The sequence below is a fragment of the Phytobacter sp. MRY16-398 genome (genome assembly GCF_003925915.1).
Classification (GTDB): domain Bacteria; phylum Pseudomonadota; class Gammaproteobacteria; order Enterobacterales; family Enterobacteriaceae; genus Phytobacter; species Phytobacter diazotrophicus.
Genome location: NZ_AP018756.1, coordinates 854,887 through 880,427, shown reverse-complemented (window position 1 = coordinate 880,427; position 25,541 = coordinate 854,887). Strand labels below are relative to the sequence as shown.

At 45.9% G+C, this 25,541-nt stretch carries 24 protein-coding genes and 1 pseudogene; 11 read left to right on the top strand and 14 right to left on the bottom strand.

The window, feature by feature from the left end; translation table 11 throughout:
* Nucleotides 1-41: 41 nt before the first annotated feature.
* Together MRY16398_RS04245 and MRY16398_RS04240 are read right to left on the bottom strand one after the other, a co-directional pair.
* Nucleotides 42-998 (bottom strand): tyrosine-type recombinase/integrase, encoded by a 957-nt coding sequence (locus MRY16398_RS04245; protein ID WP_107223473.1) that lies wholly within the window; start codon nucleotides 996-998, stop codon nucleotides 42-44.
* A 39-nt stretch (nucleotides 999-1,037) separates the two neighbouring features.
* Entirely contained in the window at nucleotides 1,038-2,669 is a 1,632-nt protein-coding gene (locus tag MRY16398_RS04240; protein WP_107223474.1) for a TraI domain-containing protein, read from the bottom strand.
* A gap of 200 nt (nucleotides 2,670-2,869) precedes the next feature.
* On the opposite strand from MRY16398_RS04240, the gene MRY16398_RS04235 reads away from it, so the two are divergent.
* The 7 genes from MRY16398_RS04235 (at nucleotide 2,870) to MRY16398_RS04205 (ending at nucleotide 8,551) form a co-directional block, all read left to right on the top strand.
* On the top strand, nucleotides 2,870-3,433 hold the full coding sequence (locus tag MRY16398_RS04235) for a pili assembly chaperone (RefSeq protein WP_107223475.1): 564 nt from the start codon (nucleotides 2,870-2,872) through the stop codon (nucleotides 3,431-3,433).
* Between the two features lie 174 nt (nucleotides 3,434-3,607).
* Nucleotides 3,608-4,612, top strand: coding sequence for a hypothetical protein (locus tag MRY16398_RS04230; protein ID WP_232034377.1), 1,005 nt, complete (start codon nucleotides 3,608-3,610; stop codon nucleotides 4,610-4,612).
* An 83-nt stretch (nucleotides 4,613-4,695) separates the two neighbouring features.
* A complete protein-coding gene (locus MRY16398_RS04225; RefSeq protein ID WP_107223476.1) occupies nucleotides 4,696-5,907 on the top strand; it encodes a conjugal transfer protein TraF in 1,212 nt (403 codons plus the stop codon).
* Between the two features lie 58 nt (nucleotides 5,908-5,965).
* Nucleotides 5,966-6,508, top strand: a complete 543-nt coding sequence (locus MRY16398_RS04220) for a hypothetical protein (RefSeq protein ID WP_172600619.1) — start codon at nucleotides 5,966-5,968, stop codon at nucleotides 6,506-6,508.
* A gap of 4 nt (nucleotides 6,509-6,512) precedes the next feature.
* Complete coding sequence (locus MRY16398_RS04215; protein WP_107223477.1) at nucleotides 6,513-7,196, top strand: hypothetical protein; 684 nt, start codon at nucleotides 6,513-6,515, stop codon at nucleotides 7,194-7,196.
* On the top strand, nucleotides 7,193-7,858 hold the full coding sequence (locus MRY16398_RS04210) for a hypothetical protein (protein ID WP_107223478.1): 666 nt from the start codon (nucleotides 7,193-7,195) through the stop codon (nucleotides 7,856-7,858). The genes MRY16398_RS04215 and MRY16398_RS04210 overlap by 4 nt, the downstream gene beginning before the upstream one ends.
* A gap of 141 nt (nucleotides 7,859-7,999) precedes the next feature.
* Nucleotides 8,000-8,551: a serine acetyltransferase gene (locus MRY16398_RS04205; protein ID WP_107223479.1), complete on the top strand. Its 552-nt coding sequence runs from the start codon at nucleotides 8,000-8,002 to the stop codon at nucleotides 8,549-8,551.
* A gap of 101 nt (nucleotides 8,552-8,652) precedes the next feature.
* Here MRY16398_RS04205 and MRY16398_RS04200 read toward each other — a convergent pair whose 3' ends face one another.
* From MRY16398_RS04200 to MRY16398_RS04155, 9 genes are all read right to left on the bottom strand, one after another.
* Nucleotides 8,653-9,333: a DNA methyltransferase family protein gene (locus tag MRY16398_RS04200; RefSeq protein WP_107223480.1), complete on the bottom strand. Its 681-nt coding sequence runs from the start codon at nucleotides 9,331-9,333 to the stop codon at nucleotides 8,653-8,655.
* A gap of 108 nt (nucleotides 9,334-9,441) precedes the next feature.
* Nucleotides 9,442-10,371: a DUF1281 domain-containing protein gene (locus tag MRY16398_RS04195; RefSeq protein WP_107223481.1), complete on the bottom strand. Its 930-nt coding sequence runs from the start codon at nucleotides 10,369-10,371 to the stop codon at nucleotides 9,442-9,444.
* 91 nt (nucleotides 10,372-10,462) lie between these two features.
* Nucleotides 10,463-11,446 (bottom strand): ArdC family protein, encoded by a 984-nt coding sequence (locus MRY16398_RS04190; RefSeq protein ID WP_107223482.1) that lies wholly within the window; start codon nucleotides 11,444-11,446, stop codon nucleotides 10,463-10,465.
* A 74-nt stretch (nucleotides 11,447-11,520) separates the two neighbouring features.
* Nucleotides 11,521-11,973, bottom strand: coding sequence for a hypothetical protein (locus MRY16398_RS04185; RefSeq protein WP_107223483.1), 453 nt, complete (start codon nucleotides 11,971-11,973; stop codon nucleotides 11,521-11,523).
* A gap of 113 nt (nucleotides 11,974-12,086) precedes the next feature.
* The gene (locus tag MRY16398_RS04180) at nucleotides 12,087-12,689 is read right to left on the bottom strand and encodes a hypothetical protein (protein WP_107223484.1); all 603 of its coding nucleotides are present in this window, start codon (nucleotides 12,687-12,689) and stop codon (nucleotides 12,087-12,089) included.
* A gap of 494 nt (nucleotides 12,690-13,183) precedes the next feature.
* Nucleotides 13,184-13,495 carry a hypothetical protein gene (locus tag MRY16398_RS04170; RefSeq protein WP_107223485.1) on the bottom strand — a complete coding sequence of 104 codons (312 nt, stop codon included), beginning with the start codon at nucleotides 13,493-13,495 and terminating at the stop codon, nucleotides 13,184-13,186.
* Between the two features lie 12 nt (nucleotides 13,496-13,507).
* Entirely contained in the window at nucleotides 13,508-13,876 is a 369-nt protein-coding gene (locus MRY16398_RS04165; RefSeq protein WP_107223486.1) for a hypothetical protein, read from the bottom strand.
* Nucleotides 13,877-13,967: 91 nt separating this feature from the next.
* Nucleotides 13,968-14,426 carry a hypothetical protein gene (locus MRY16398_RS04160; RefSeq protein ID WP_107223487.1) on the bottom strand — a complete coding sequence of 153 codons (459 nt, stop codon included), beginning with the start codon at nucleotides 14,424-14,426 and terminating at the stop codon, nucleotides 13,968-13,970.
* A gap of 473 nt (nucleotides 14,427-14,899) precedes the next feature.
* Entirely contained in the window at nucleotides 14,900-15,784 is an 885-nt protein-coding gene (locus tag MRY16398_RS04155) for an integrase domain-containing protein (protein WP_107223488.1), read from the bottom strand.
* 1,251 nt (nucleotides 15,785-17,035) lie between these two features.
* Here MRY16398_RS04155 and MRY16398_RS04140 point away from each other — a divergent pair.
* Nucleotides 17,036-17,671 (top strand): DsbA family protein, encoded by a 636-nt coding sequence (locus tag MRY16398_RS04140; protein WP_107223490.1) that lies wholly within the window; start codon nucleotides 17,036-17,038, stop codon nucleotides 17,669-17,671.
* A gap of 110 nt (nucleotides 17,672-17,781) precedes the next feature.
* On the opposite strand, the pseudogene MRY16398_RS04135 reads toward MRY16398_RS04140, so the two are convergent.
* A pseudogene (locus tag MRY16398_RS04135) lies at nucleotides 17,782-18,882 on the bottom strand (IS3 family transposase).
* A 235-nt stretch (nucleotides 18,883-19,117) separates the two neighbouring features.
* On the opposite strand from MRY16398_RS04135, the gene MRY16398_RS04130 reads away from it, so the two are divergent.
* The 3 genes from MRY16398_RS04130 (at nucleotide 19,118) to MRY16398_RS04120 (ending at nucleotide 23,619) form a co-directional block, all read left to right on the top strand.
* Entirely contained in the window at nucleotides 19,118-19,474 is a 357-nt protein-coding gene (locus MRY16398_RS04130; RefSeq protein ID WP_107223491.1) for an ArsR/SmtB family transcription factor, read from the top strand.
* A 276-nt stretch (nucleotides 19,475-19,750) separates the two neighbouring features.
* On the top strand, nucleotides 19,751-22,657 hold the full coding sequence (locus MRY16398_RS04125) for a heavy metal translocating P-type ATPase (protein WP_165157984.1): 2,907 nt from the start codon (nucleotides 19,751-19,753) through the stop codon (nucleotides 22,655-22,657).
* Nucleotides 22,658-22,881: 224 nt separating this feature from the next.
* On the top strand, nucleotides 22,882-23,619 hold the full coding sequence (locus MRY16398_RS04120) for a peptidoglycan DD-metalloendopeptidase family protein (protein ID WP_107223492.1): 738 nt from the start codon (nucleotides 22,882-22,884) through the stop codon (nucleotides 23,617-23,619).
* A gap of 87 nt (nucleotides 23,620-23,706) precedes the next feature.
* Here the strand turns inward: MRY16398_RS04120 and MRY16398_RS31220 are convergent, their stop codons facing one another.
* Complete coding sequence (locus tag MRY16398_RS31220) at nucleotides 23,707-24,069, bottom strand: zinc ribbon domain-containing protein (protein WP_107223493.1); 363 nt, start codon at nucleotides 24,067-24,069, stop codon at nucleotides 23,707-23,709.
* A gap of 231 nt (nucleotides 24,070-24,300) precedes the next feature.
* Nucleotides 24,301-25,266 (bottom strand): cation diffusion facilitator family transporter, encoded by a 966-nt coding sequence (locus MRY16398_RS04110; RefSeq protein WP_125123882.1) that lies wholly within the window; start codon nucleotides 25,264-25,266, stop codon nucleotides 24,301-24,303.
* Nucleotides 25,267-25,541: the final 275 nt, after the last annotated feature.

Sequence of the window (25,541 nt, the reverse complement as noted above, 5' to 3'; positions counted from 1 at the left end):
TTTTTGATCCTGTTCAGCTGTATTTAGCTTAAGTATAACGTTTAAGCTGCCTCCATATCTTCCAGCATCATCCTCACCCTGTTCAGATCGGCTTCAACATATTCCAGCGTCACAGCCGGCGTTGAATGCCCCAATAACACCTGCGCCATTTTGATATTACGGTCAGGTTGTGCCATAAGATTCGTTGCAAGGGTGTGCCTGAATCTATGAGGACTTACTGTAAATCCACATTCTTTTGAAAGTCTGCGGAAAAATGCACGCAACGGAGGGTGATCCATATTGTCCGATTGAACTTTTCGAGTTCCATCGAAACGTGAAATGTTGAATAATTGATCATTCATTTCAGCTCCCCGTTCAACTGATTTATTAAACAGATATTCAATTCGCGGTCTTAACTTTGCAGTAATGGGTACACGATGTTCCTTATGGTTTTTGGAGCCTTCAGGTCTCAGGTTTATCCAGCTATTATCCAGATCAACATCAATGAGCCGAATATGGAGAAGCTGATTCTGTCTCATACCCGTTCTGTTTAGGGTATCCATCGCCGTCAACCAGAACCAGGCTGGCTTAAGTGCATTCCGCCGGCCTTCCAACTTTCCTAAATACTCATCCCCCTCCCTTTGTTCCATCAGAAGGTAGATTTTTTTTATCTGTATATCCGACAACGTCCTCTTTCTCTTCACATCAGGACGAGCAATCACCCCATTAAAGGGATTCTCCCGATATGAAAAATACCCCTGGGCAATGGCGTGGTTGAAAATCGCCCTCATGTGGGCAACTTTATTATTCCATGTCCGCTTACTCAGTGTGTTGTCGGCTATAACACTTCGCCGCCAGGTCAGAACCATTTTTTTATCTACATCATTCAGGAGGATATTGCTTCCAGCAAACCCCAGAAACGATTTGACAACTTTCCTGTAGCTCCACTCGGTTGCAGGTCGAAGAGCCTTACTGAAAAAATAGTCAGTCAGCACATCTTCAAAAGCGTTAATTTTCATAACTACCTCTATATCATTACATTCCTGAATTATCAGAAATTAATTTCTTGGTGATAACCATATGCTGTCTTTAGGACAGCTCCCTTGCTTGAATATAATGCCAGGTAGAATCATATAACCGGACATTTTGGTAAAACGCCCGGTTTTATCCGGTGCGTCATATTTATGGTAATGATATAAACCCTTACCATTTCGTAAATGATGAATATTTAAACTCTCGAAACTTTTCTGTATCAGAGTTTTATCGTGATTGCCTTCTGGTAAAGTTGCTATATACCTGTAAAAGCAATCAGGAGAATTCAGAAACACATAACCCGCAAGAACATGCAATAAGCTGTCGTTTTCATTGACGGTTACAGATCCATCCTCGACAGAGCTTTTTAACCACTCAAAAAATGCCGCACCAGATGATTCAGCTACACCAATTCCTGACACCTCGCTTTGCTGGTTCCCGGTTTTCACTTCTGGTTTCATATCGCTGGCATCTGCTTCTTGAGGTGCAATTACCGAATCGGCCAGAACGCTGCTCATCATCTGCTGCTCGAGTACATCCAGTAGTTCGATGGCAGACAAAATACTGGTAGTACTCTCGCTAAAAGCCTGCTCATCACTGACTGATTGTTCGTCACTGTTTTCAAATGCAGAAATTAACGACAGTGGCTCTGTAACGGGGTTTGAATAGCGAGGGGGCGTCGTTGCGTTATTCCCCTTAACTAGAACCGCACTTTCTGGTTGTCCATGTTGAACGCTATCATACTGATTTTTAATGCTTCTAATTATTTCTGAAGAGGGTTCAATACTCTCCTGACTGGACAATGGAACGCTCTCAATATCAGATATTTTTGGGGATATATCGTCTATTATCAATATATTACCATTCATTAACATTCCGGTATTATTATCCTGGACGTCCACCTCTTTAGGATTACTTTCTAACCCACATACCGAGAGCGCATCTGCAACGATACTATTCAAAATTCCTGATTCGGATTTCGCTCCACTCAGATAAATAAACAGGGCTTCAGAAAGCGCCGGCCAGCGCTGGAGCCAGAGAACACCAGTTTCTGGCAATAGCCTGCTGGCCATGTAGATTGCATTCATTGATGAACATTCACCCGCTGTGCGGCGAATGCGCCAGGCTCCTGCAGGTGCTGCCATACCTGGATACCAGGGCTGGCCATTTTCTACCCCGCCTTCAATACCCGATAACCAGCCCAGATGATGAAAAAGTGCGGCCCAGTAAACAGCGCATACCCATGCCGAAGACTGCTCAGCCTGTTCTTCAGGCGTTGCCCCCGGTGGCAGCATCATACCCCTGACCAGCCTGACAGCCTTGACCGCAACATTCAGGCTGAGGTCTACGAATCCCCCCTGGTGTGAATACGCACCTGCCCACGTAGCCGGTGTACCCTGCACCCGAACGGCCAGTTTCTGTAACGGCTCAATCCACCATGCTTCCAGAACCTTCTCTGAGAAAGGGCAGTTTTCACGCAGTATCCTGATGAGTTTTCGTCGTTCAGGCGTACCCAGCAGTCCATGAGCATCAAGCACCTGCCAGAACCCGCCTTCCCTCACCCGACCTCCTGTCGACGCTTCTGGCTGAGCCTGAATTATAGGACCCGAGGCGCCGCGGTTACCTTCCAGCCATCTCAATTTCAGTTTCCTGAGCATGTTGTCACTCCTCTTCACGGATTCATCAAAAATGATGTAACGCTAAGTGGGCGCATGCATTTTTCAACTGAAAACTCTGTTCAATTCAAATGACATTAACGTCTTGAACAAATTATCTAATGCGGATTCTCAATTTTGGGCAGAGCAAATCACCAGGACATGTTTCCTTTAGCGCATGCCAACCATGACCTGGAAATATCATGCAACGCCTCACATTTATCTCTATCGCTATGGCCTGGATTTGTTTTTGCGCAATATTAAGTTTCATAATCACCGGTCCCGATCATATGACCGGGACCGGGATTATCGGGTTTACTCTGGCCTGTACCCCCTTTCTTCTGAAAGTCATCAACAGTGTCCGCACCCGACTGGACAATAGCGCCTGCATTCAAAACCATCACAAAAATGGGAAACGTATTTTCATTCACCTGTCTCCCTGGCAGGCAACTGTCAGGCTACCTCCGGAACGCGTCAGCTGGTTCTGGGACGGGCTCTTTGAAACACTGGGAAACGCTTTGCGGTCAAGCAAAGGCTCCGTGGTCATTGCCTCGCATTTACTGACAAATCATCGAGCACAGCGAATTATCGCCACCCTGCCCTCCGGCGAGTACCAATTCCGGCTGACCAGTGTCCCATTTAAACCCAGTGCCCGCGCCATTCTTCAACTGGAAGTGTTGTTCACACAGTGGCGCTGGATAGACGTTAAACGAGCGAAATGGCCGGTTCTGGTCATTCGAATAAAATCTTCAAATCGGGATTTATAGTTTTCAGTATTGCTAATTCGCCTGGTTGTTCAGAGTGAATACATGTGTGTATTCGATCTGAACGATCGAATTTATCCGTTATACATCTGCTCCACCGGCGCGTAACGTATTCACACCGGATACAAAATAACTAACTCAATTAATTTAGCTAGTTAGCTAACACCAGGGCTCTATATGAAACTAAATATCACCTCAATTTTGTACAGAATGGCAACCGGAAGAGATGATGAAATTGATAAACTGCTGGCACAACTTGCCGAAGGAAAGAAGACCGCCTGCAGCCCTCTGGCCATTCGCTTTAAACCAGCAGTGCGGGATTTTATTACTCTGATGTCAGGCCGTCTGGGTATCTCATCTGCTGAGCTTGTTAATCTCCTGGTCGAAGGAGTTTTGCGTGAAACTCTTACCCCCCGGCAGTCTTCCGTGACCCGTATCCCGGAACGGTTCTGGCTGCTAATGGACGAGCACAAACTCACCGCAACGGAAGTTGCATGCTTCCTTTCAGACTGGAAGATTAATCTGAGTGTGCTGGAGAGTCGCGAACGCACAATGGACTGTTTGACGTCTCCATTACTGCAAAAGCTCTCTGAGTGGTTTTATATTAGTGTTGAATGGCTTGAAGGAACGGCATCTCAGCCCATCCATCATCTGACAGTATTTAATGACTGGTTTGAGGCTGCGCGAATACTAAAAAAAAGAATAAGGGAATCTGATCCCGGAAACATATTAACCCGCCCAGAAATTTTTCTTGCCAAAGAAATGGATATGAATGGTCATGAGCTGGAAGACACTTTTATCTTTATTCGGCGTTACCACGTCATTAATGACATCAAAATACGAGTAGTAGAATGTATCGGATATTGTTCTACAGCAGGGTACTTAAGGAAACAATACGAGTCATTCCTGAGTATGTGCGGATTGTTGTATAAAGCAGAAGCTATATTTCAATCAGATACCTACCTCGCATCCGGCCAGATACTCAATATCCTTCGAACAGGAGAAGCACTCCCGATATCCGTCTTGAGAAAGATAAAGGCACTCCGCCGCAATGCTGAGGGGATATATTCACAAAGCATGTGGAATTCATCGGAACAAATTCCGTATCTCTTACCAGATCGTTTTATTAATGATGAGTGGAGAAAAATAACAGAAGACATTATTACAGCCAAACCCGAATAAATTAACTGAGCATTAAACATTTTTTGACGCGCCAGCGTCAGGGGATTCTTTTGCCTTAAAAACCAAAATTGAAAAGGAAATAAATGATGAAAGCTTCAAACATTGCTCGTTGTATTTCACTCGTTCTGTTTGCCACCGGTGCTGCATCCGCCAATGCTGCCACAAGCTATATGGAAGCCCGTAGCGACGCCATGGGCGGCACCGGCGTGGCCTCCAGCCACTATGGCACAGCAGCGCTGTCCAACCCGGCGCTGTTGACTCACTTCGGCCCGGCCGATGATTTCAGTCTGGTTCTGCCTTCTGTGGGTGCTCAGTTCTCCGATCCGAATAACACCGTGGAAAACGCGGCCGATGTGAAAGACCTGTGGAACCGTTTCGACGCCGCAGTAAACAGTCAGACGGGTGTTAGTGAAAGCGCTGCCGCCTTGAAGAGTAAACTGAATGACCTGAAAGACACACATGCCAACGGCCAGGTGAGTGCCTCCATTGTGGCCACCGCGCCAAACAAGACCCTTCCGTTCGCCGTTGTAGTGAAGTCCTGGGGTACCGTATCCGTTGATGGCAAAGTCACTGACCACGATTTGCAGTATCTGGACAACGTCGCTGATGGCACCCTTCCAGCCTCATCTGTTGATACAGATTCGCTGACCTCAAGAGCCCACGGACGAGCTGCTGTTATCACCGATGTGGGTGTCGCCATGGCTCACCAGTTCGAAACAGCGGGGCAATCCTGGTCTTTAGGTATCACGCCCAAATATCAGCGTATTGATCTCTTTAACTACAACGTCTCAGTTCAGGATTTCGATAAAAACGACATCAATTCCAGTGATTACCACAATGCCAAAACCGGTTTTAACGCAGATTTGGGAATGGCCACCAACCTGAGCGACAACTGGACCCTAGGTCTGGCCGTTCAGAACATCATTCCACGTTCTGTTGATACCAAAACCATCAATGGTGAAAAAGAAACGTTCAAAGTCCGCCCACAGGCAACAGCCGGTGCGGCATGGCATAACAGTTTCATCACCACTGCTCTGGATGTGGATCTGACGGAAGCCAGCGGCTTCACCAGTGACAACAAACGGCAGTTCGCCAGCCTCGGTGCTGAACTGAATGCCTGGAGCTGGATGCAGGTCCGCGCAGGTTATCGCCAGAACATCATCTCAAATGACGGCTCTGCATTTACCGCGGGTCTGGGCTTCTCTCCGTTTGATGTCGTACACCTCGACATTACGGGTATTGCCGGCACCGACCGTACCTACGGCGCTGTCGCTCAGATGCAATTCACTTTCTGATCCTGTCAGGGGCGAACCCATGTTGGTTTGCCCAACTATTCAATGTATTGGAGCCAAAATGAAAATAAATTCAACTTCACTTCGCCTTGTTTCACTTCTGTTTGCATTGGTCATATCAGGCTGCAGCCAGAGCCAGATTCATCAACTACAGCAACTTACCGGTATACAGAATCCGGCAACTTCCGACCCTCAACAAAAGGCTTCAGCAGCTGAGATGAGAAATGATGCTGTAAAAACCTACACGTTGCCCGTCAGCATCGATGCAGCTGCACTGCGACTTAAACAACATTACAACTTTACGTCAGATGCTGATGTCGCCTCAGCACGCATTAACGGTCAGGGAAATGCTGGCTGGTCGGCCTCTGCAATATCGGAAGGAGCAAGCTGGACTGCTCAACCCGGCTCTTATTATCGAATGAGCCGCAACTGGGCGGGTAATGATCGTTTAACGCTTGAAATCAGCAGCAGTGGTAAAGGCAGCACGATCGTGGCCACGTACCGCTCCTCAAACCCTGAACACCTGAAACCGGAATGGACATCCCGCCTCTGGAAACAAATACCGGAAGTGGCCAGCGGTTCTCTGCAGTCAACCCGAGGGTAGTTTTATGAATCCGCTACAAAATCTAACCAATGAACAGTTTCAGGCACTCAAAGTTGCATCCGATAAGTTCTGTGCAACATTCGCGGCTCATCGAACAAACCCCACAAATTTTGACGCTCTAAATGCATGGGACATCGCTACCAGTGAGTTTATGGCGGCAGTCAATAACGATGTACTCAATATTATCGCGTCCCTGCTGGCAGCATTGACAACAAATAAGGAGCTGATTACTGAGCAGCGACAGATTATCGCCGAGCTCAAAGCCCGACCGGTTGCCCCGCTTAAGTTCTCAGAAAGTGCCGATGCTGATTATTGCAGGGAGTGGGCCTGGAATGAAACCAAAAAGGAACTGAATACCGAGCACTGGAAAACAGAGGATAACGGAAATTTTTATGGTTTCTTTCTGACGGGGTGGCATGCACGTTTGCAATACAACGAACAACGACGCGCTGAGAATCTCCGGATAGCCATGATCTCCGGACTGACAAGCCCGCTCGCCCTTGAGTTGCCGCCAACGCGAATGACTCTGGCGGAATCAAAACGTAGAAATATGACATGGCGTGAGCTCGGCTCTTATAACGAAGGTGCTGATGTTGCGGTTGAGAAAATCAGTAAAACGTTGGCCGCCGCTGGCATCAATTTAGTCTTAGATGGGGATGCTCAAATCAGAAAAGGGGATGTTTCATGAAACCATTACAGACACAACTTGATGCCATTCGCGCTCGGATTGCAGACGCGAGCGATATTGTGACACGCCGGGAACGCTCCGTTAAACGTGCTGAGCGTAACCTCGAAATTGCCGAATATGACCTCGCAGAACTGGAAAACGAACGGGACAAGCTCCTGATTGCATCATGGGGCGATAAACCGAACTGGCAAGCTATTTTCGACCTGGTTAACGCCTCGCCCGCAATGTATGAATACAAACAAAAATGGGTCAAAGAGAAAGGACTTCACTCAACCGGAATGTACAATTGCGAGACAAATCAGGGTGGGTTCTCAGTTGGATTTACCACAACAACGGAGGTTGAGCTGAATCAAAATATTAGTATGGTTGAATTCGTCATGCAATACCTGCGCACCAATCGTAAAAACGAAAAAACGATGATTGTATATAACGTTCCAACGGAAGATTGCTGCCACAACTTTGTATTGAACACCAAAACAGGCAAATACGGAATTACAACTGACCAATATATGAGTCGCAGCTCAGTCAATGAGTTTTCCACCCTTGCCGAAGCACTGCGCTATCTGCAAAGCATTTCTGACACCGACATCATCCCAGAAGCAGAATGCTTTTCCAGCTCGTTATTGCCAGAGGAGCCGCAATCCGATGAAAAATATGATTAACGCGTTGATAACACAAACTCGAATATAGTTCTTGGCTTCAACAATCGATAGTTTAAAATAAATGCCCACATAAAAAATAATGAAATTGTTGCGTTATTGTTATCGCATTTAAATTTAACTTAAGATTCGGAAATTAACCAAATGAATAAGTTACCTTATCAGAAATTAAAAGAATATCTTCATGCGGATGTTTGTGGACTCGACCACCGTTTCACATGGGACCGTGTGATTAGGCGCTACATAAAAAATCCAAATATTCGTTTTATTTTTTGGTGGAGGATCGCGTCTTATCTTTTCCAAAAAGGCGGGAAACGGAACACAAAAAGAGCGTATAAGATAAACAGAAAGCTGACGGCGCGCTACGGTATTGAGCTCGAATTAGGAGCCGAAATCGCAGAGGGCATTACGTTCGCACACACCACTGGCGTTGTTATCAGCAGGTCATGCATTATAGGGAAAAATTTCCATATAAGACAAAATGCCACTATCGGGGTCAAAAGTAACTCCCATCTTTCTGGAGGCAAGATCATCTTGGGAGACAACGTAACGATAGGGGCTAATGCTTGTATAATTGGAGACAATTTAAGGATAGGTAACAACGTTACGATCGGCGCCATGGCGTTCGTGAATCAAGACATCCCAGATGATGCTGTATGCTATACCTCGCATACACTATGTGTTAAAAGTGCCTAATTGAGCAATTACTCGTCTCTAAAAGAATAAAGCCCGGGTATTCTGGGCTTTATTTCATTTTTTTCGGTATTCCTTTATGGCTATATGTAGCTAAACCTCAATCAATCTACTCTTTTGTTCGAAGCAAGCCTGTATTTCCACCCATCTTTGATGTGCAGTGGGGTGAAGAGCGCTCGCCTACGTTCCCCCTTCAGAGAATTACCGATCACTACCTCTCCGGCAATGCCGGACAGCGAAAGTTGAATATACGCCATGCCGGCAGCCAGCGGATCGATGTCAGTGGCCGATACCCACAGGTATCTGTGCGGCGAATAACCCGCCTCACGCAACACCCAGGCAAACGCCAGCGCCATACAACCAGCGCCGCAGGCAGGCTCCGATAACGTGATGAAAGGTTTATCCCTGAACTGCTCCGCTACAACACCGAGCTGCAGTCTGGCCATCATCACGCCAATACTCCATGGTGTGAAAAATTGACCGCGGTATTTGTCACCCAAATCGAGCTGCATAAAAATACTGCCAAGGAAGTCCCCGGATGAATATTCCAGCCCGTTTACGACGTGGGCCAGCAGTTGCGCCATGCGTGCCATATCGGTTTTCTCATACCGGCTGACGATACGCATGTATTTCGCTTCCCGCTTATCGCAGAACTGGAGACCATTTTGCAGCGCGATAACGCTACAGCTGATGAAGTCTTCAAATACCTGATATCGATGGTGGTAGCGCGCCGTCTGGTTAAAGAGTGAAATAAAGTCTTTTTCGTGGTTGGTTACGGTGTTCATGCATGTCTCCGGTCGGAGGAAACACGCACCCCCATGAAAAGGGGAAACAGTGTTTCCCCAGGGGGTATAAAAATGGCCACAACTTACGTTGTGGCCATTATGGTTAAATCAGGCTCTCAGACTGCCATATGTCACAGGCGTGGGTACCAGTGCCTGTTCAGGCGTCACCAGGTACATACGTGCGCCTTCGGGTTGTGGCTCTTCCTGACCCGTGCCACTGTCAACATGGTCTCCCCGGTCAAAACAGTTAAACCCGGAGAGCTTCACATCCGGTGAATTCCACGAATGCCGAATTTCGGCATCAAAGAGCCCGGACAACTCCCCCATCACCTCACCTGACGGCGGGTACCAGGGGGATGTGAACGTCAGAACCAGGGTGTTGAGGCTTTCCCGGCTCCAGCGCACCTGATGTCCGGCCGGAAACTCTGTACCGAACAATTGCGTGTACAGCTCTGCTGTCGTCGGTACCCCACGGAATAAACCACTGGTGCCGTTCAGTTCAGTGATTAGACGCGACGCCATCACAATCAGCATGTCACATGGACAGGTGGAGTCCGGCAAAATACTGAGGTATTCCCAGCGCTCCTGCGGATCGAACACACCGTTGTCACCTGCCACGCCAAACCAGTCGGCGTAGTGCAACGCCATCAGGTTTGTCATTTGCTGCCTGGCACTGTAAGGGATGTTTTCCCACTTCAGCGCGCCAATACCCGACTGCAGGTAAAGACGCTCAATGCGGGTAACCATGGCGCTGTCCAGCCAGGCATTCTTCTCCAGTATCTCGATAAAGAGCTGGAAGGCCTGATTGGGCGAGGTTGATGCCCCCGTGCCATTCGACGTCAGCAACGGATACGGCTTAAATTCCGTGGCTTTGACGGGTTTCAGTATTCCGCTGCAACCGGCAAGAAACAGCTTTATCGCCTGCTGAATAGCGTGGCGATAGCGCGGTGTTTCTGTACCGTTAACCCAGGACTGGACGTCCTCAATACGGGCAGATGACGCGGTAATTTCAAGACGATTGTTACACCATGAAAACATGTGAATTTCCTCAATTTATGAAAATAAAAGAGGACATCTCCCTGAGGAAGATGCCCTCAGGGGGATTGATGGCCGGAGCCGTTATTTCAGATTAAGCCGCCTGTTCTGCACGTTGATGCAGCGGACTCAGTAGATATTCAGATGCTTCCCGGGCAAACCGGCAGGCACGGAAAATGGCGCGTTTATCTTCACACAGCGCCTTCAGCCAGCCAGCAAGATAACTTTCGTGTTGTACCTCACCCAGAATACCGAGCTCAGCACAAAGAAAAGCGCTGCCGGTCTCCGCGATAAGTTCTTCAAACGCATAAACCGGATCGCCAAACTTACGTGAAGAAGACGTTATCCCCTCGCGGTTCAGTCGTTTGCTGTGGCCACTGGCGTGGACGAGCTCATGGAGCAACGTCGACCAGTAATCACTTTCCGTCTCAAACTGAGGGGGGGTGGGCATCACTATCCTGTCCGTTGACGGTTGATAGTAGGCCCTGTTCTGCCGGTATGATGAACAGATCACGCCGGTAGCATTGAGGATCATCAGCACCTTATCCAGTTGGTCTTCAGAGAGACTGAAGTCAGGTTTATCCATCGGCGCATGCCCCGTGCCGGCGACAGCCTCAGGAAGGCCATCACACTGTGCGACATTGAAAAGTTGTAAGGGTTTGAGCATCGCCAGTGACTCCATCACCGGCTTTCCCTCGGCATCAAACAACAAATTGTCATTCAGATCTGACGCCTGTTTTTCAAACGGTTTGTAAATGATGGCCTGCGTGCAGGTTTCTCCCCTGCGAATCTGACCACCCACCGCTTTTGCCTGCTGATACGTCAGCCAGCGATCGGAAGTAAATCCCCTCTCTTCTGCAGACATCCAGAGCAACGGAATATTCACACCACTGTAATGACGACCGGTGGTGGCGTTAACAGGCAGCGCATTGCCATGAACATGCTGTGCAGAACGCCATGGTCGGCGCCACGGAGGCGTGCCCTTTTCAAGGGCCGCGATGATTTTATCGGTGACCTGCTGATAAAGGTCATTCTGTTTAATTGCCGGCGCCTTGCGGCTGCGCGCATTTTTTTTCATAGAGATGTACCTGATGAACGGGTGCATCCCTGCCGATGGCGGAGAGATGCACCATCGGAAGTGAAATGAATGAGTTAACGTTTAATGCCGTTCACTGGATAGCCCAGGGCCACGAAATAAAGCTCGTCATGCTCAAAATCAAACGCATTAAGGAGTGACGGCCCCCAGTTATCAACCAGGGTGACGTCGGGTAATGTCTGAACCATGTAAGCAAGGTGTTTTCGCTCAAGAAGCACTTTCGCGCTTCCCCTGTAATTAAAGGCCTGAACGTTCTGGTGTACCCAGTTAAAGAGTTCAGTATTGTCCCCGAAGAAAACCAGATGTTCCGGTACCGGCGGATGAAAATGTTGCCCCGTAGCCTGGCAGGCTATCCGGGCGGCCAGTTCGCAAATGCCCCCAGACTGACGCCATTGATCAGAACAGCACAGCCATTTCCCTGCGGGCATCCAGACCTGAGAGTCAGGTGAATGGTTCGCCGGCAAAGCCGGTGCTTTTGGCTCTTTGAGAAGAAAAACTTCAAGTCCCATACTACTACCCTTCAATAAATCAGCAGAGCAGAGACATCCCGGTCAGGGAAAGTCCCTGCCGGAAAGTTGCAGCGTCGGGCTGCAGTGAATTTGTTAAACAGTGTGCCGGGTAATCATTTCATGGCGCCATTGGTGCGAACGTCACTCAGTCGTTGCCGCACGCTGCGGACGGCCCTTTCAAAATGTTCCCGGTCGGCAGGTTTCGCCCTCTTACAATCAAGGCGGATAACCTTATCGAGTACTGACACGGCCTGAGAACGCCAGCTGCGCCGCTCTCCATCATTCACACATGCGTAAAAATGCTTTGAGGATTGTTCCTGAAGCCAGCGAATGTTATCCCGGTATTCTTCGACCAGAACAAAGCAGGGCTCAGGTGGACGTGTTATCGACATAATCGTCTTTCCGCCGCCGATGTCCGTTGTCGGTACCATGCACAGGTCATGCTGGTCGTTCAGAACGGCACCAAAAAGGTCATAACGTAAATAGGTTACCTGAGAATACTGGTGCTCTTTGATAAGTTCATCGCAGCGCGCAGACCAGTCGGCGTCGGTCTGCGGGTTACACCCTACAGCCCACGCTTTCAGCCATTCGCCAGGGCGATTGTCATCCGGTACCCGGATATAAATACCGAGGTTCTTTTCAAGCACTACCGGACGCTGAGTCGCGTTAACCTGAGAAAAAACAGGACGAAGCTGCGTTGATGTGAATCGAATCATGTTGCCCTCAAACAGTAAAGAGAGCAGCTTTCCCGAAGGAAAGCCCCTCCGGGAAAGTGAATGGTGAAATGAATTCAGTCGTGAATTAGTCGAAACGGTAGCGTAAATCAGCAAATTGTTGGGCCATTAGACGGCCAGCTCTCATTGCCTGACGGTAAGACGGGAACCTGCCTGCAGTGGCACATCGTTGATAGGTCCAGTCCTGAGAACTGTAACCCGTGCGACGAGCAATGACGGCTGTAAACCCCTCCCCCTCCTGGATGACCTCAGGCCGGAAGCTGCTGTGCTTCGACCGGTTGACAATCCAGACGCCGGAAGGCTGTTGACGAGCTTTAGAAAACTGTTTCAGAACGGATGCCGCTCTAGTTATCAGGATGAGCATCAGACTCATTGTGTTTCTCCATCAATAAAGGCGGAGAAACCTTTACCGCGATGCGGAGGTTTTCCCCGCATGGGCTGGTAAAGTCAGAAAGTGTTACATCAGCGCCGGAAAGTCACGCCATTGCAGATACTGCTCTCTCAAGTTGAACGCCGGTATGGTGCCTGAAAGCGAATTCTGTTTTAGGCCAGATACATGCGTTATCCGTAGACAGGAATCGATAGCTGGATTCCGTTGACGGTTCGTACTGATGGATTTCAATGTTGCCGTCAGAAAGCAACGCCTTGTGAAATACAGCCAGAGCAAAAGCCGTTCTGAGTGCATCTTCAGGCGCGAACGTCATCGGCGGGGTATCGCAGGAAGGCCATTTAAACGCTGTACCTGTCCACACAAAACCGTCACTGTCCATCAAAATTAAAAGGTGCATAGAAGTGCCCTCTTAAAATTGTTCTTCGAAAAACTCTTCGCGTACACGCGTGGCTCCCAGTCGGAAACCATAGTCCCAGGCATTCGAACCACACTCTGCGTCATAGCGAATCCCCTGTTTGAGGACATCCTCGACATAACAAAGTAAGGGTGCAGGGATGAGTTGACGCTCAATAACTTCACCGAAAGTTTCAGCCAGGCAAATCGCATGAAAATCTCTATCTGGCCAACCATCCTCATTGAAAGAATCAGGTACGCCAGAAGTGGTCAATGCGGTGGCAGTCTGCAGAATGCCTTCAACTTCTGAAATCATGAAAATGAAATCAGTTGTTGAATGGATTTTCTCCAGAATATGCATAACAGTAATGTCGAATACAGACATGACAGGCTCCATAATAAGTAGTGGAACCCTCCCCTAGGGACAAGGTCCCATAGGGGTTAAGTAATTAAGACGGAATTCATCAGGTTGCAAATCAGTGATAGATATTTTCATCGTACCACTCCTCTCTACCCGTTGAGCCGACAACCTTAAGATAGTAATCAAGATCCTCTGCGGTTCTGACACGCATTCTCGCAAGTTCCTTTTTAACCTCAACGCTGCCTTTGTGATAAAAGCGTTGCCACAGATGGGGCCATCGTGACATACCGACAACAATGACATCTGCAAGATAACGCTTGAATGACTGGTCAGAAACAATCTGCAATTCATGAATTTCGCCTAACTGAAGAGCAACCCAGGCTGTCGATTTCTGACCCGGAGTCAGACCTGTTTCATCAGGTATGTTATCAAGACCTAGCCGGCTGAATGCGCAAGCACACTGCAGTTGGGACTCCATTTCGGATGCCACGGAAATTAGCTTGATCCGATAATCATCGTGAAAGAGAAAATCACAAAGCTCAGCGACGAAATGTTTGGTGAATAGGTCGTACATGGCAAGTTCCTCAATAAGCGATGGAACTATGCCCTTTCGGGATCAAAGTCCCGTGAAGGTAAATTGTGTTGAAGAATCGAAAAATGAAGCTGCCGAGCAGCTCTGTTGAAGAGACCTTTACCCGCTAAAGCCAGGCACCTGTTTGCAAAGGTTAACAGATTTAATTTAAACCGCCCGAAAGCGCCATCTCTCAGGTTAGTGGTGGCATTGGCAGTGTGATTACCCGAAGGCGCCCTTCTCAAATCACCAGGGCATTGGCAGTTGTCATCATGACAACGGTTAGCAAAATTATCGTACGACATGCCTGACAATTGTTCAATAGTCACCGATGTATCATTTTACAAATTTATTTATCAGGCTTGCATCCACCGCCGATTTGAACAGCAAAGAAGGTATTAGCAAAATGCTCTACTTCTATTTTTCCCTTAAAGCACTCATTATCAGAACCAGATATTGAAATAAAAATTAACCTGTTATGTTTTTGTTTTACTATAAATCCTCGCGACATAATGGCCCCGACCGTCCCCATGGCCCAAATCCATTGATGCCAGAGCCTGAGCTTCTTTAACATTGAAACCTTTTTTTAAATGTAACTCAATAACATCTTGTGTATAAGCGTACCTGAGACTATGAGGTGCAAACTCCCCAATCATACCCGCTTCACGTACGATATTTCTGTATCGCTCAATGGCCAAATGTAAGGATGGTTTATCAATGAGTTTCCCGTTATGTTCTGCCGTATATTTCAAGGCGAAATTTAATACCTTTAATGTTTCTTCACGTTTGATAATTGTCGTATCCCGGGGCCTCCCCCCTTTCGTTCCAAAAACTACTCTGATTTTATCCTCTCCATTCTGCAAAGCCTTTTTCCATGTCGAAAGTGATTTAACCGACTGGATAGTTTCCTCTGTTCGTAAACCGAGGAGACGAGATAGCTGAATGGCAACAGCCACACCTTCATCTTTTTCCTTAACTAAAGAAAGTACAGAATCAAGATGTTCATCGGTAATAGCCACTTTGGTTCCGTCACGACTTGTTCCGGAAATACTCAGTGCCTCATTGCTCAGTTTTTCGTGAGATGGATCAGCCATAAATGTTTTACCCGCAACACGTAACAAAGAACGAATGGCGGACATTTCATTTTGCAAGGTACGTTTGGATATGTTTTCCGAAAGACGGCTTCGAATATATAATTCAACATGTCCTGTTTTGATATTTTTAATGTCCCTAATCTGTATATTAAGACTTTGCAACCGATCAGCAAACCTGTCAGCTATTTTCATCCGATCGGCAACAGTCTTAAAACTTCCGCCTGCTTGTCTGGCAAGTGTTTTCAAATTTTTATTCAATTTAGCCATTAAAGCTTCTCCTCTTAAAAAGGTGACAGAGCTTTTCCGTCTGAGTGAACGGAAAAGCTTTGTCACCGGCCGCACTGAAACTACAGACGATGGTATTTCACCCCGATGGCACGGTTACGGTTGCGCTTCCTGCGACTCGGCAGACATCTGTGCATCGGGGCGGCGAAATGTTGAGTTATTGCGAGGCTCCCCAGGTCTCTGACCTGTTCGCGGCTTTCGCCGGGCTGATATTCATCAGACTGCCTCCACACACCAGCTGCTGGCCGGTGTCGCCATCGATGTCGTGCCGATTTCTCCTTAAATGAAGTGAAGTCCTGACGCATAAGCGTGTTGAAGGACATTGGTTAATTTTCGTTAATACGTATGAGAGGACGTCTTTAAGGTCGTAAACCTTTAATTACGTGTTGTTCAGTTGGTATGAAGACGTTGAAAACCACGTTTTACGTGGATTGAGACGTAGTGCGCTGCGCGCGTCACTTGGTACTCGTTTCACTCGAACACAAGTGACGCCGCGCTTCTCTGCTCATAATGCAGTCGTGGAGAATGCCCAAATGGTCATACTCACGCCGCAAAACTCGCAACGAATGCAGCCGTCATAAAGGATCAAGACGAAACGAAAAAAGCAGAACGGAGCTGCAAGAAAACGCAATGAATAAACGCAAGATCGTGAAGGAAACCTTTTTCGCATGTATTGAATGCGATCCCCATTTTCAAAGGCTAACGGGTTTACCACCCTAAGGCACCACTCTCAGGCTCACGTGGCTTTGGCGTTTGACCACCCGAAGGCGCCCCTCTCAGGTCACGGGACATTGGCATGTTGCGAATAACGCAACGTTACAACGAGCAAGATATTAGATCAATTAACCAGGTGTTTACAAGCCAATCGTCAATTCATAAAAAAAGTCTCAGTGAAAATTAAATCATTGGTGGCTTTCTTATTATGTTTTACCCATGTTATTTAATTGGATATTTAGGGAATTGAACGGGCTCATACGTTGTGTACTTACTAGGGAAAACAGGCCGTGCAGGAACTACACCAGAAAGTCCTGTACTATCGGCAGATCAAGGAATCGAGCATCCGTAGAACAGCAGATGCGATAGGATACAACCCTCTATTTTGTAAATTTAATCAAAGAATTATGATGGGAATTTACTGTAAAAGTTGCAGACAAGGTATTGAATCTGAAGCTACTCCAGAGTGTATCTTTCTTGGGATTATCATTATCCCCCCATGAAAGGAATGACATAAAAATGAAGAAACGGTTATCTGCAATATTCGCTATTATTGGGCTTGTAGTGGCTGCATACAGCTTGTGGTTTTACTCCTCATCCGCTGACGTTAACCGCAACACTTATGTTGAAAGCCACTCTCCGGTAATTGGGAATACCAGTGCCCCCGTAACCATCGTGGAGTTTTTTGACCCTGCATGCGAAGCCTGTGCGGCCATATCACCATTTGTGAAGAGTATACTGGCTGAGAATCCACAGGATGTGCGTCTGGTTCTCCGTTATGCCCCTTTTCATGGTGCTGCTTCAAAAGAGGCCATCGGGGTTCTGGAGGCAGCACGCGAACAGCGCATGTTTGACCGCGTATTGATTGCACTTTTCAAAGAGCAGAGCAAATGGGCAAGTAATACCGCTTCCGACAGTGACCTTTCCAAAATATGGCAAATCGCAGTCTCTGCAGGCCTGAATGAACAGCGAGCACGTGATTATCTGACAGAAAATAAGTTCTCCAACGTTATAAGTCGAGATCTTAAACAAATTGAAGAGTTAAAAATCACGAGAACACCCACTTTTTATGTAAATGGCGAAAAACTTGAACAGCTTGAACCGGATCAATTTAAGCAACTGGTAAATAAGAAAATACGTGAGGCAAAATCGTAAAATAAGAGTCCGGAGATTATCCCCCACAATACTTTTATTTAAGTATTGAGTATGAAGGCCTGCTAAATATTAGCGGGTCTTTGACCTGCCCTCAGTATTTGATACAACCGTCAGTTTGTAATATCTGTTTTCTTACTGTCTAATTTCCCATTTAGCCACCGTGCCGCAAACTCTGATGGCGTCTGATAATTTAGTGCTGAATGTGGATAACACTCGTTATAATTTTGCCGCCAGTCATTAATGGTTTTCCTGACGTGAATGATATCTCTGAACCCGTGCTCATTCAGACATTCATCGCGAAAGCGACCGTTAAAACTCTCGATAAATCCGTTCTGCGTTGGCTTGCCCGGCTGAATTAAGCGCAACTCGACACCATGCTCAAAGGCCCATTGTTCAAGTGCGCAGCAGGTAAATTCCGGGCACTGGTCGGTTCTTATCGTCGCCGGATAGCCTCGAAACAGTGCAATGCCGTCCAGAATACGTGTGACCTGAACGCCTGAAACCCCGAATGCGGCAGTGATCGTCAGGCACTACTTCGTGAAACCATCCACACAGGTCAGGCACTTAATCCGGCTACCGCTGGCGAGTGCATCCATGGCGAAATCCATCGATCGGGTCAGGTTCGGCGCTTCCGGGCGTAAAAGCGAAAGCCGCTCAGTCGCCAGCCCTTTACGACTCCGTCTGCGTTTTACGCTCAGGCCGTTACCGCTTGTGATTAACGCAAAGGGCTTCACGCCGCAGAAACTGCCAGATACGCCGGTAACCAAAGCGCCGGCGTTCAAGTGCCAGCTCTGTGATGCGGACAGATAACTGCGCGTCAGCAACTGGTCGCTGAACTGCATAACGGCAGGTAGACAGGGACAGACCTGCCAGCCAGCAGGCACGACGTTGCGGCAGACCCGTTGCCTCACACATGACTTCCACGGCTTCACGCTTCTGGCCTGTCGTCATAACTTTCGGCCCAGAGCCACCTGAAGCGCCTCCTTATCCAGCGTGGCTTCGGCGAGCAGCTTCTTGAGGCAGGCGTTCTCCTCTTCAAGTGACTTAAGCCGCTTCACTTCAGGGACTTCCATGCCGCCAAACTTCTTGTGCCAAGTGTAGAAAGTGGCGTCTGAAATAGCATGCTTGCGGCAGAGTTCCTGGGTAGAAACCCCGGCTTCGGCCTCATGGAGGATACTGATGATCTGTTCGTCAGAAAAACGCTTCTTCATGGGGATACCCTCACGTTGCTAATGAAGACATGACTAACATCGAGATGTATTTATCAACGGGGAGCAGGTCAAAACGGTATGTTCGATAAGTTAGCGTAGGTTAGCCATTGATTGCTTCAGTCGAATAATTTTTAGAAAAAAAAATCAATTTGTGACAGTATATCGTTACATTGTGCGACCTTGCGATGTCGGACGTGCTGAGATTACTGACTCTACTTAAAGGTACTTTTTACATATGAGCATTCAAAAATCAGTAGGGAACCCAGAGCATGACATTCCAGTTGTTCCCGCATTGACTGCTAATGATGTCATGATTCTCGCTGAGACTTTTCGTTTACTAGGGGATCCATCTCGTCTAAAAATTTTGCTGTGCTGCATGGAAAACTCATCCTCAGTTAGTGACATTGCCGAAAATGTCGGTTTATCTCAATCTCTCGTTAGCCACCATTTACGTTTACTTCGTGGCGCACGCTTGGTCAAAGGAGAAAGGCAGGCCCGCCAAGTTTTTTACAGTATTGCAGATAAGCATGTCAGTCAGGTTTTGATGGATATGGCTACTCACATATCAGAAGAACATCCAGAAGATCAATAAATACAGTCACTTAATACCCCTGCGTTCAACCCCTGCCATACGGGGGTTTTTAATTATTCGGAACACCTTCGCCTATATCCATATTGATATATCTCATTGAAAATAATATTTATTATTTCACTACTAAGCGAATTCTCCTCCTGGAATTGATAATGAAAAAAAACCATAAACAAACAATACTTGAACATGTATTCATATGTGCTAGTATCCATCTTAGACATAATGGTCAACAAAAAAACTACGCGAAGAGGTCCAGAGGGTATGGATAGGAGTGACATGCACTTACTGCCAATAGATTTTGAGAAAATTCGATTCCGTGTAGAAGGAATGAATTCCGCGAGCAGTGCAGAAAAAATAGAGAACGAATTAGCACTTATCGAAGGTGTATCTAACATTGACGCTGATTTTACTAGTGAAATACTTTCGTTACTTAGGCTTAAAACCTGTCCAACTACTATTAGTGAAATCGCGCGGAAAATTAGTTCGTTAGGATTTAGTGTTATAGATCTCAATATTCAGATTGCTTTGACTTCTGGAAGTGATTCCGTTGCTGATCATCAGCACGAAGATGGGAAATACAAAAAGAATAGCGGCTGCTGTGGGCATGAGCATGCTAATAAGAACAAGCCACACCGCAGACATAGCTGCTCAAGACTTAGCCATAGTGAGGAAGATGGATGTTCCGGGCACGAGCATGCAGACGAGCTTTCAAAGCAAACCAGTTTTAAAAGCTATAATCTTATTCGCAAAAAAGAACATAGTTGTTCCGGGCATGGCCATAACCAGATGGAGAAGGAACAAGAAAGTCATATTGCTCATATTCATGATAGTCATGGCCACCACCGTGGTGATCATAATCACGACCATGATCATAATCACGACCATGATCATAATCACGACCACGACCACGACCACGACCACGACCACGACCACGACCAGTGTAATGATGGCTCACATGCAGGAGTTAAGCATTTTCATTCAGATCATGGTCCCTGTTCTACGGATGAACAATTTGTAGAAAAAGAGACTTTAAATACCCCAAATGTTTCTATGCGGGTCGAAGGCATGGATTGTGCAAGCTGTGTTGGTAAAATTGAAGCAGCCCTTTCACGCCTCCCAGGTATTTCAGAAACTCGAGTAAATTTCACGTCAGAGACGTTAGAATTATCTCTTCAACCAGATACAACCCCGGTGTCTGATGTTATAAAAATGATTAAGAGTCTTGGGTTTGGTGTTTCAAATGTATGTAATAGCTCTTCGGACAAAGATAAACCCCTAGAATCGTTAATTAATGCAGAAACAAAGAGTCAAAGATGGTGGCAGTCAAAAAAAGGTAAGCATGTAGTTGGTTTGGGAATCTTAATGGGAGCAGCTTATATAGTTGCAAAATCATTCCCATTGGAGGCTGAATATATTTTTGTTGCCGCTGTTATGGTAGGTATTATCCCATTTCTGAAAAGAGCATTTGCTCTCGCTATTTCTGGTTCGCCTTTCTCCATTGAGACTTTAATGGTTGTGGCATCATTAGGTGCACTTTTGATTGATGCAGCTGAAGAAGCCGCAGCTGTTGTATTTTTGTTCGCAGTGGGTGAACTCCTTGAAAGCGTTGCCGCAGGCCGGGCGCGTGCCGGTATAAAATCGCTTGTATCACTGGTCCCTAAAACAGCAGTTTTGCTTGACAGCACTGGTGGGCAGCGCACTGTTTCAGCAAGTGAGCTAGCACTCAATGATCGTGTTTTAATTCGTCCAGGAGATAGAGTTCCGGCCGATGGGGATATTATCCAAGGACAGTCAAGTCTGGATGAATCACCTATTACAGGCGAATCAACTCCAAAGCAAAAATCAGCTGGTGAAAACGTATTTGCAGGGGCTATAAATATTGATGGAGTCCTTGAGGTAAAGGTCCTAAAAACGGCATCTGACAATACAATATCACGAATAATACAGTTAGTTGAACAGGCGCAATCTTCCAAAGCACCAACAGCACGTTTCATTGAAAAGTTTAGTCGGTATTATACCCCTGCAGTAATGGCTATTGCTGCTCTGGTCATTGTGATACCTCCATTATTCTTGAACGTAGAGTGGGAAACCTGGCTTTATCGAGGCCTTGCTTTACTACTAATAGCATGTCCTTGTGCGTTGGTCCTGTCTACTCCGGCTGCCATAGCGTCCGGTCTTGCGGTTGCAACACGCCGTGGCCTTTTAATAAAAGGTGGCAATGCGCTCGAAACAATAGGACGCATTCAGACAATCGCGTTTGATAAAACAGGCACATTGACTGAAGGCAAACCACAAGTCACCAAAGTTGTCCCTTTCTGGGGGCATAGTGAAAATGATATTCTTGCTTTAGCAGCCGCTGTAGAGGCAGGTTCTAATCATCCTCTGGCAAAAGCAATTATCGGACAAGCCGCAGCGAATAAGCTTGTTATCCCAGAAGCAGCAAACGCATTCGCTACTGCAGGTAAAGCAGCACATGCGACAGTCGGGGAAATGAAACTGGCCGTTGGCTCCCCCTCCTTTGCTTTAGAAAAATCTAGGGTTTTCTCTCAGCAAATCGATCAAATCGCTGAACTTGAAACCAGGGGTAACACCGTGAGCGTGCTTCTAGATGAAGAACAGCGCTCTGTATTGGGGTTAATAGCATTGCGCGATGAGCCTCGGCAGGATGCAAGGGAAGCGATTTCGAAGCTAAAAGCCATGGGTGTTCGTTCTGTAATGTTGACTGGTGATAATAAAAGGACTGCAGAGGCAATAGCTGGGAACCTTTCCATTGAATGGAGAGCTGAATTACTACCTCAGGACAAGCTGTATCTCATTAATGGCATGAAGCGTGAAGCGATAATCGCCATGGTTGGTGACGGAATAAACGATGCTCCCGCTTTAGCTGCAGCTGACGTAGGAATCGCGATGGGAGGTGGAACAGATGTTGCTCTGGAAACAGCCGATGCAGCGCTATTGAAAAGCCGGGTTTCAGATATTGCTCACCTAGTATCGCTATCTCGCGCAACGATGGCAAATATTCACCAAAACGTACTTTTCGCTATTTCTTTAAAAGGCATTTTTTTGATTACCAGTGTAATGGGGCTAACTGGTTTATGGGTAGCAGTTTTAGCTGACACTGGGGCGACAGCCTTGGTAACATTAAACGCATTACGGTTGCTTCGGTTCAAAGATAAGAATTAGTACAGAATAATATTTTAGTTAATTGTTTACTATCATATTATCCGCCAAATTACTCACCCTCTATTGTTGCATAGCAGTTGCAAGCAATTGCTATGCAATCTCAAAGAAAACTCCAGTTACAATTTTAAATTCTGAATTTTTGATATGAATCTCTTTCTTGAGATGACAATTACATTTTGCTCGGTTATTATCCAGCTTTACTTAAAAAAAGTGACAATCTAATCATGTATTCTGCAGATATAGTCAAGGATGATATCTATGTTTCTTCTGACCTCAACGGCCTAGAAACAAGTGAAACTATCCTATTGCAAAAATCGTTACCCCCTAATTCAGACTTACAAAAGCTGACGAAAAACGGAGAAATTCGTTTGGTTATTGATAAAAAACTAGGAAAGCCTACTATTGTTGCATATAAAATAGAAACAAAAAAAAGCGAGTTTTTTGCTTATCGAATCTCGGAGTTAAAATACACAGTTTTAACCAACCCTAAACGTTCTGGAAACTTCAGTTACCCTAAGCCTTCTAAAGCCCGCCTCAGCTCTACATTTAATCCAGTAAGAAAAAATCCTGTTTCGGGTAGAAAGCGTCCTCATAATGGTGTCGATTATTCAATGCCTATTAATACACCAATTGTAAGTGTAACTGGAGGTGTTGTATCAAAAGCAGAATGGAATAGTTCAATGGGGAATTACATAGAAATAAAAAGTAAAAATGGAGTCAAAACCCGCTATTTGCATCTGAATAAAATCCTTGTAAAAAAAGGGCAAAAAATATCTGATGCCCAGGACATTGCGCTTTCCGGGAATAGTGGGCGTTCATCAGGACCTCATCTTCATTATGAACTAATCGTTAATAATAAGCCTGTTGATTCTTTGGCATTTAAGCCAACACTAATTAAAGACAATGAGCTTAGTGCTCATGCTCTGAGTCATATTAAACAGTATGAGGAATATCTTGATTGATTTGAACTTACTTCAAACATTACTTGGATTAAGCATATACCCAACATCCATGTTGGGATTAACATCGTATTTTTAGTAGGTTACAACTTATCGTAATGTTGGTTGTCCACATTGGCCACAAAATCGATCTCCAACCTTAATAGTTGAACCACAACTCCCACATTCAGATGGGCTTTGTTTTTCCCCACACTGGGGGCAAAAAAGATCAGTTCCCCGAATCATTCCTCCGCATTTCGAGCAATTAGTTTCTAGCTGAGAGGAAGGTAAAAACGAGGTATTTCCTGTAGGCTTACTTACATCTGTATGTCTTTCTCTTACAACTTCATAATTTTCATTACCGTATTCATGCGTACTTGCATGATGTTTTTTCTGCCGATGACCTGTAGAGTGACTTCTTTCACCATGAGAGTTGTCGTGGTGTCCTGTTAATAACTTTCGTAGAAAACTCATTGTCGACTCCAAAATATATAAAGTGGCCTTACTCAAGGAATACCAGAGAGTTTGTAAAATATTTCATGAGGTATTGCAATAAAAACATTTCTTTTAAATTTAATTTTGGTTTGCTGCATGGAATAACATGTCCCCTGCGGTTACAAATCAGAAGTAGTTAGATAACTAATCATGATTTGTTGTGGGCACCACTTCTTAAAAAGTTAGAATCAGAGAGCATTGTCAATTAGATTACAGATGCAACTTTTGAAGTTTACCTCTCGGATCCACCTGTACCGTCACATGATTAACTGCATGATTTTCTTTTAGCCACCTTGCCACTATTGCAGGCAATAATATAGGGTCCTGTTCAATGGCTGGGGTAACATGAACTGTAGCAATGATTGTATCATCGGTTAAGGTCCATGCGTGGAAATGGCCAACCTCATCAATTTCCGGCAATTCTTTGAGCCCTTGTTCAATTAACTGAGAATCCATGTTTTTGGGTACAGCTTGAATCAACACATCAATAGATTCTTTCACTAGTTTCCAGGCCGACTTCACAACCAACAATGAGACAAACACAGAAAGGATTGGATCAAGGATAGTCCACCCTGTGAACATTATGCCTATGGCCGCAGCGATTGCCCCTATTGAGCCAAGCAAATCTCCAACAACGTGTAGTAATGCCCCTTTGAGATTACCATCCTCTTTGTTACCAGAAACTAAAATCCATGCACCGATAATATTAATGACGAGTCCTATAGTAGCAACAATTAACATAGGGCCTGCCAGCACCTCTGTTTTGCTACCAATCCTCTGAACTGCTTCCCACATAATCCATACAACAAGCAGCAACAGTGCAGAGCCATTAGCCAGAGCAGCTAAAACTCTAATACGATGAAAACCATATGTCCGTTTATCATCTGCTGGACGTTTCGCCACTCTATAAGCGACTAAAGCAAGCAAAAGAGCAGCAGCATCTGAAATCATATGCCCTGAATCTGCGATAAGTGCCAGTGATCCAGAAAGAATCCCTCCTACCGTCTGTATCAGAGCGTACCCAAATGTAAGTATAAAAACGAAACGAATTCGTCGTTCGCTTCCGTCGGAAACAGATTGTTTGTGGTCGTGGTCGTGGTCGTGGTCGTGGTCGTGGTCGTGGTCTTTAGCTGTGATTTCCTTTGGAACCGATTTATTAGGGTTATTTTCACGCATGTCATTTTCCAAATTGAATTCGCATGATTGCAAGATAAAAATATTATAGTTCCCGCTATGTTAAAATAAAGAAACAAGCACTATTTCATATTAAAAAAAGTTTCATGGATCGCCTTATCGCCACGAAGATCACGCATGCAATTGATTTTATTGATATATATTTTTTTACAAAAATGCAGCGTGATTTTATTGAATATAACAATGTGGATGTCTTATGTTTTTAAAACATCAACGTAATATTATTACGTATCAACTACTCCTTAAATGAATTTTAA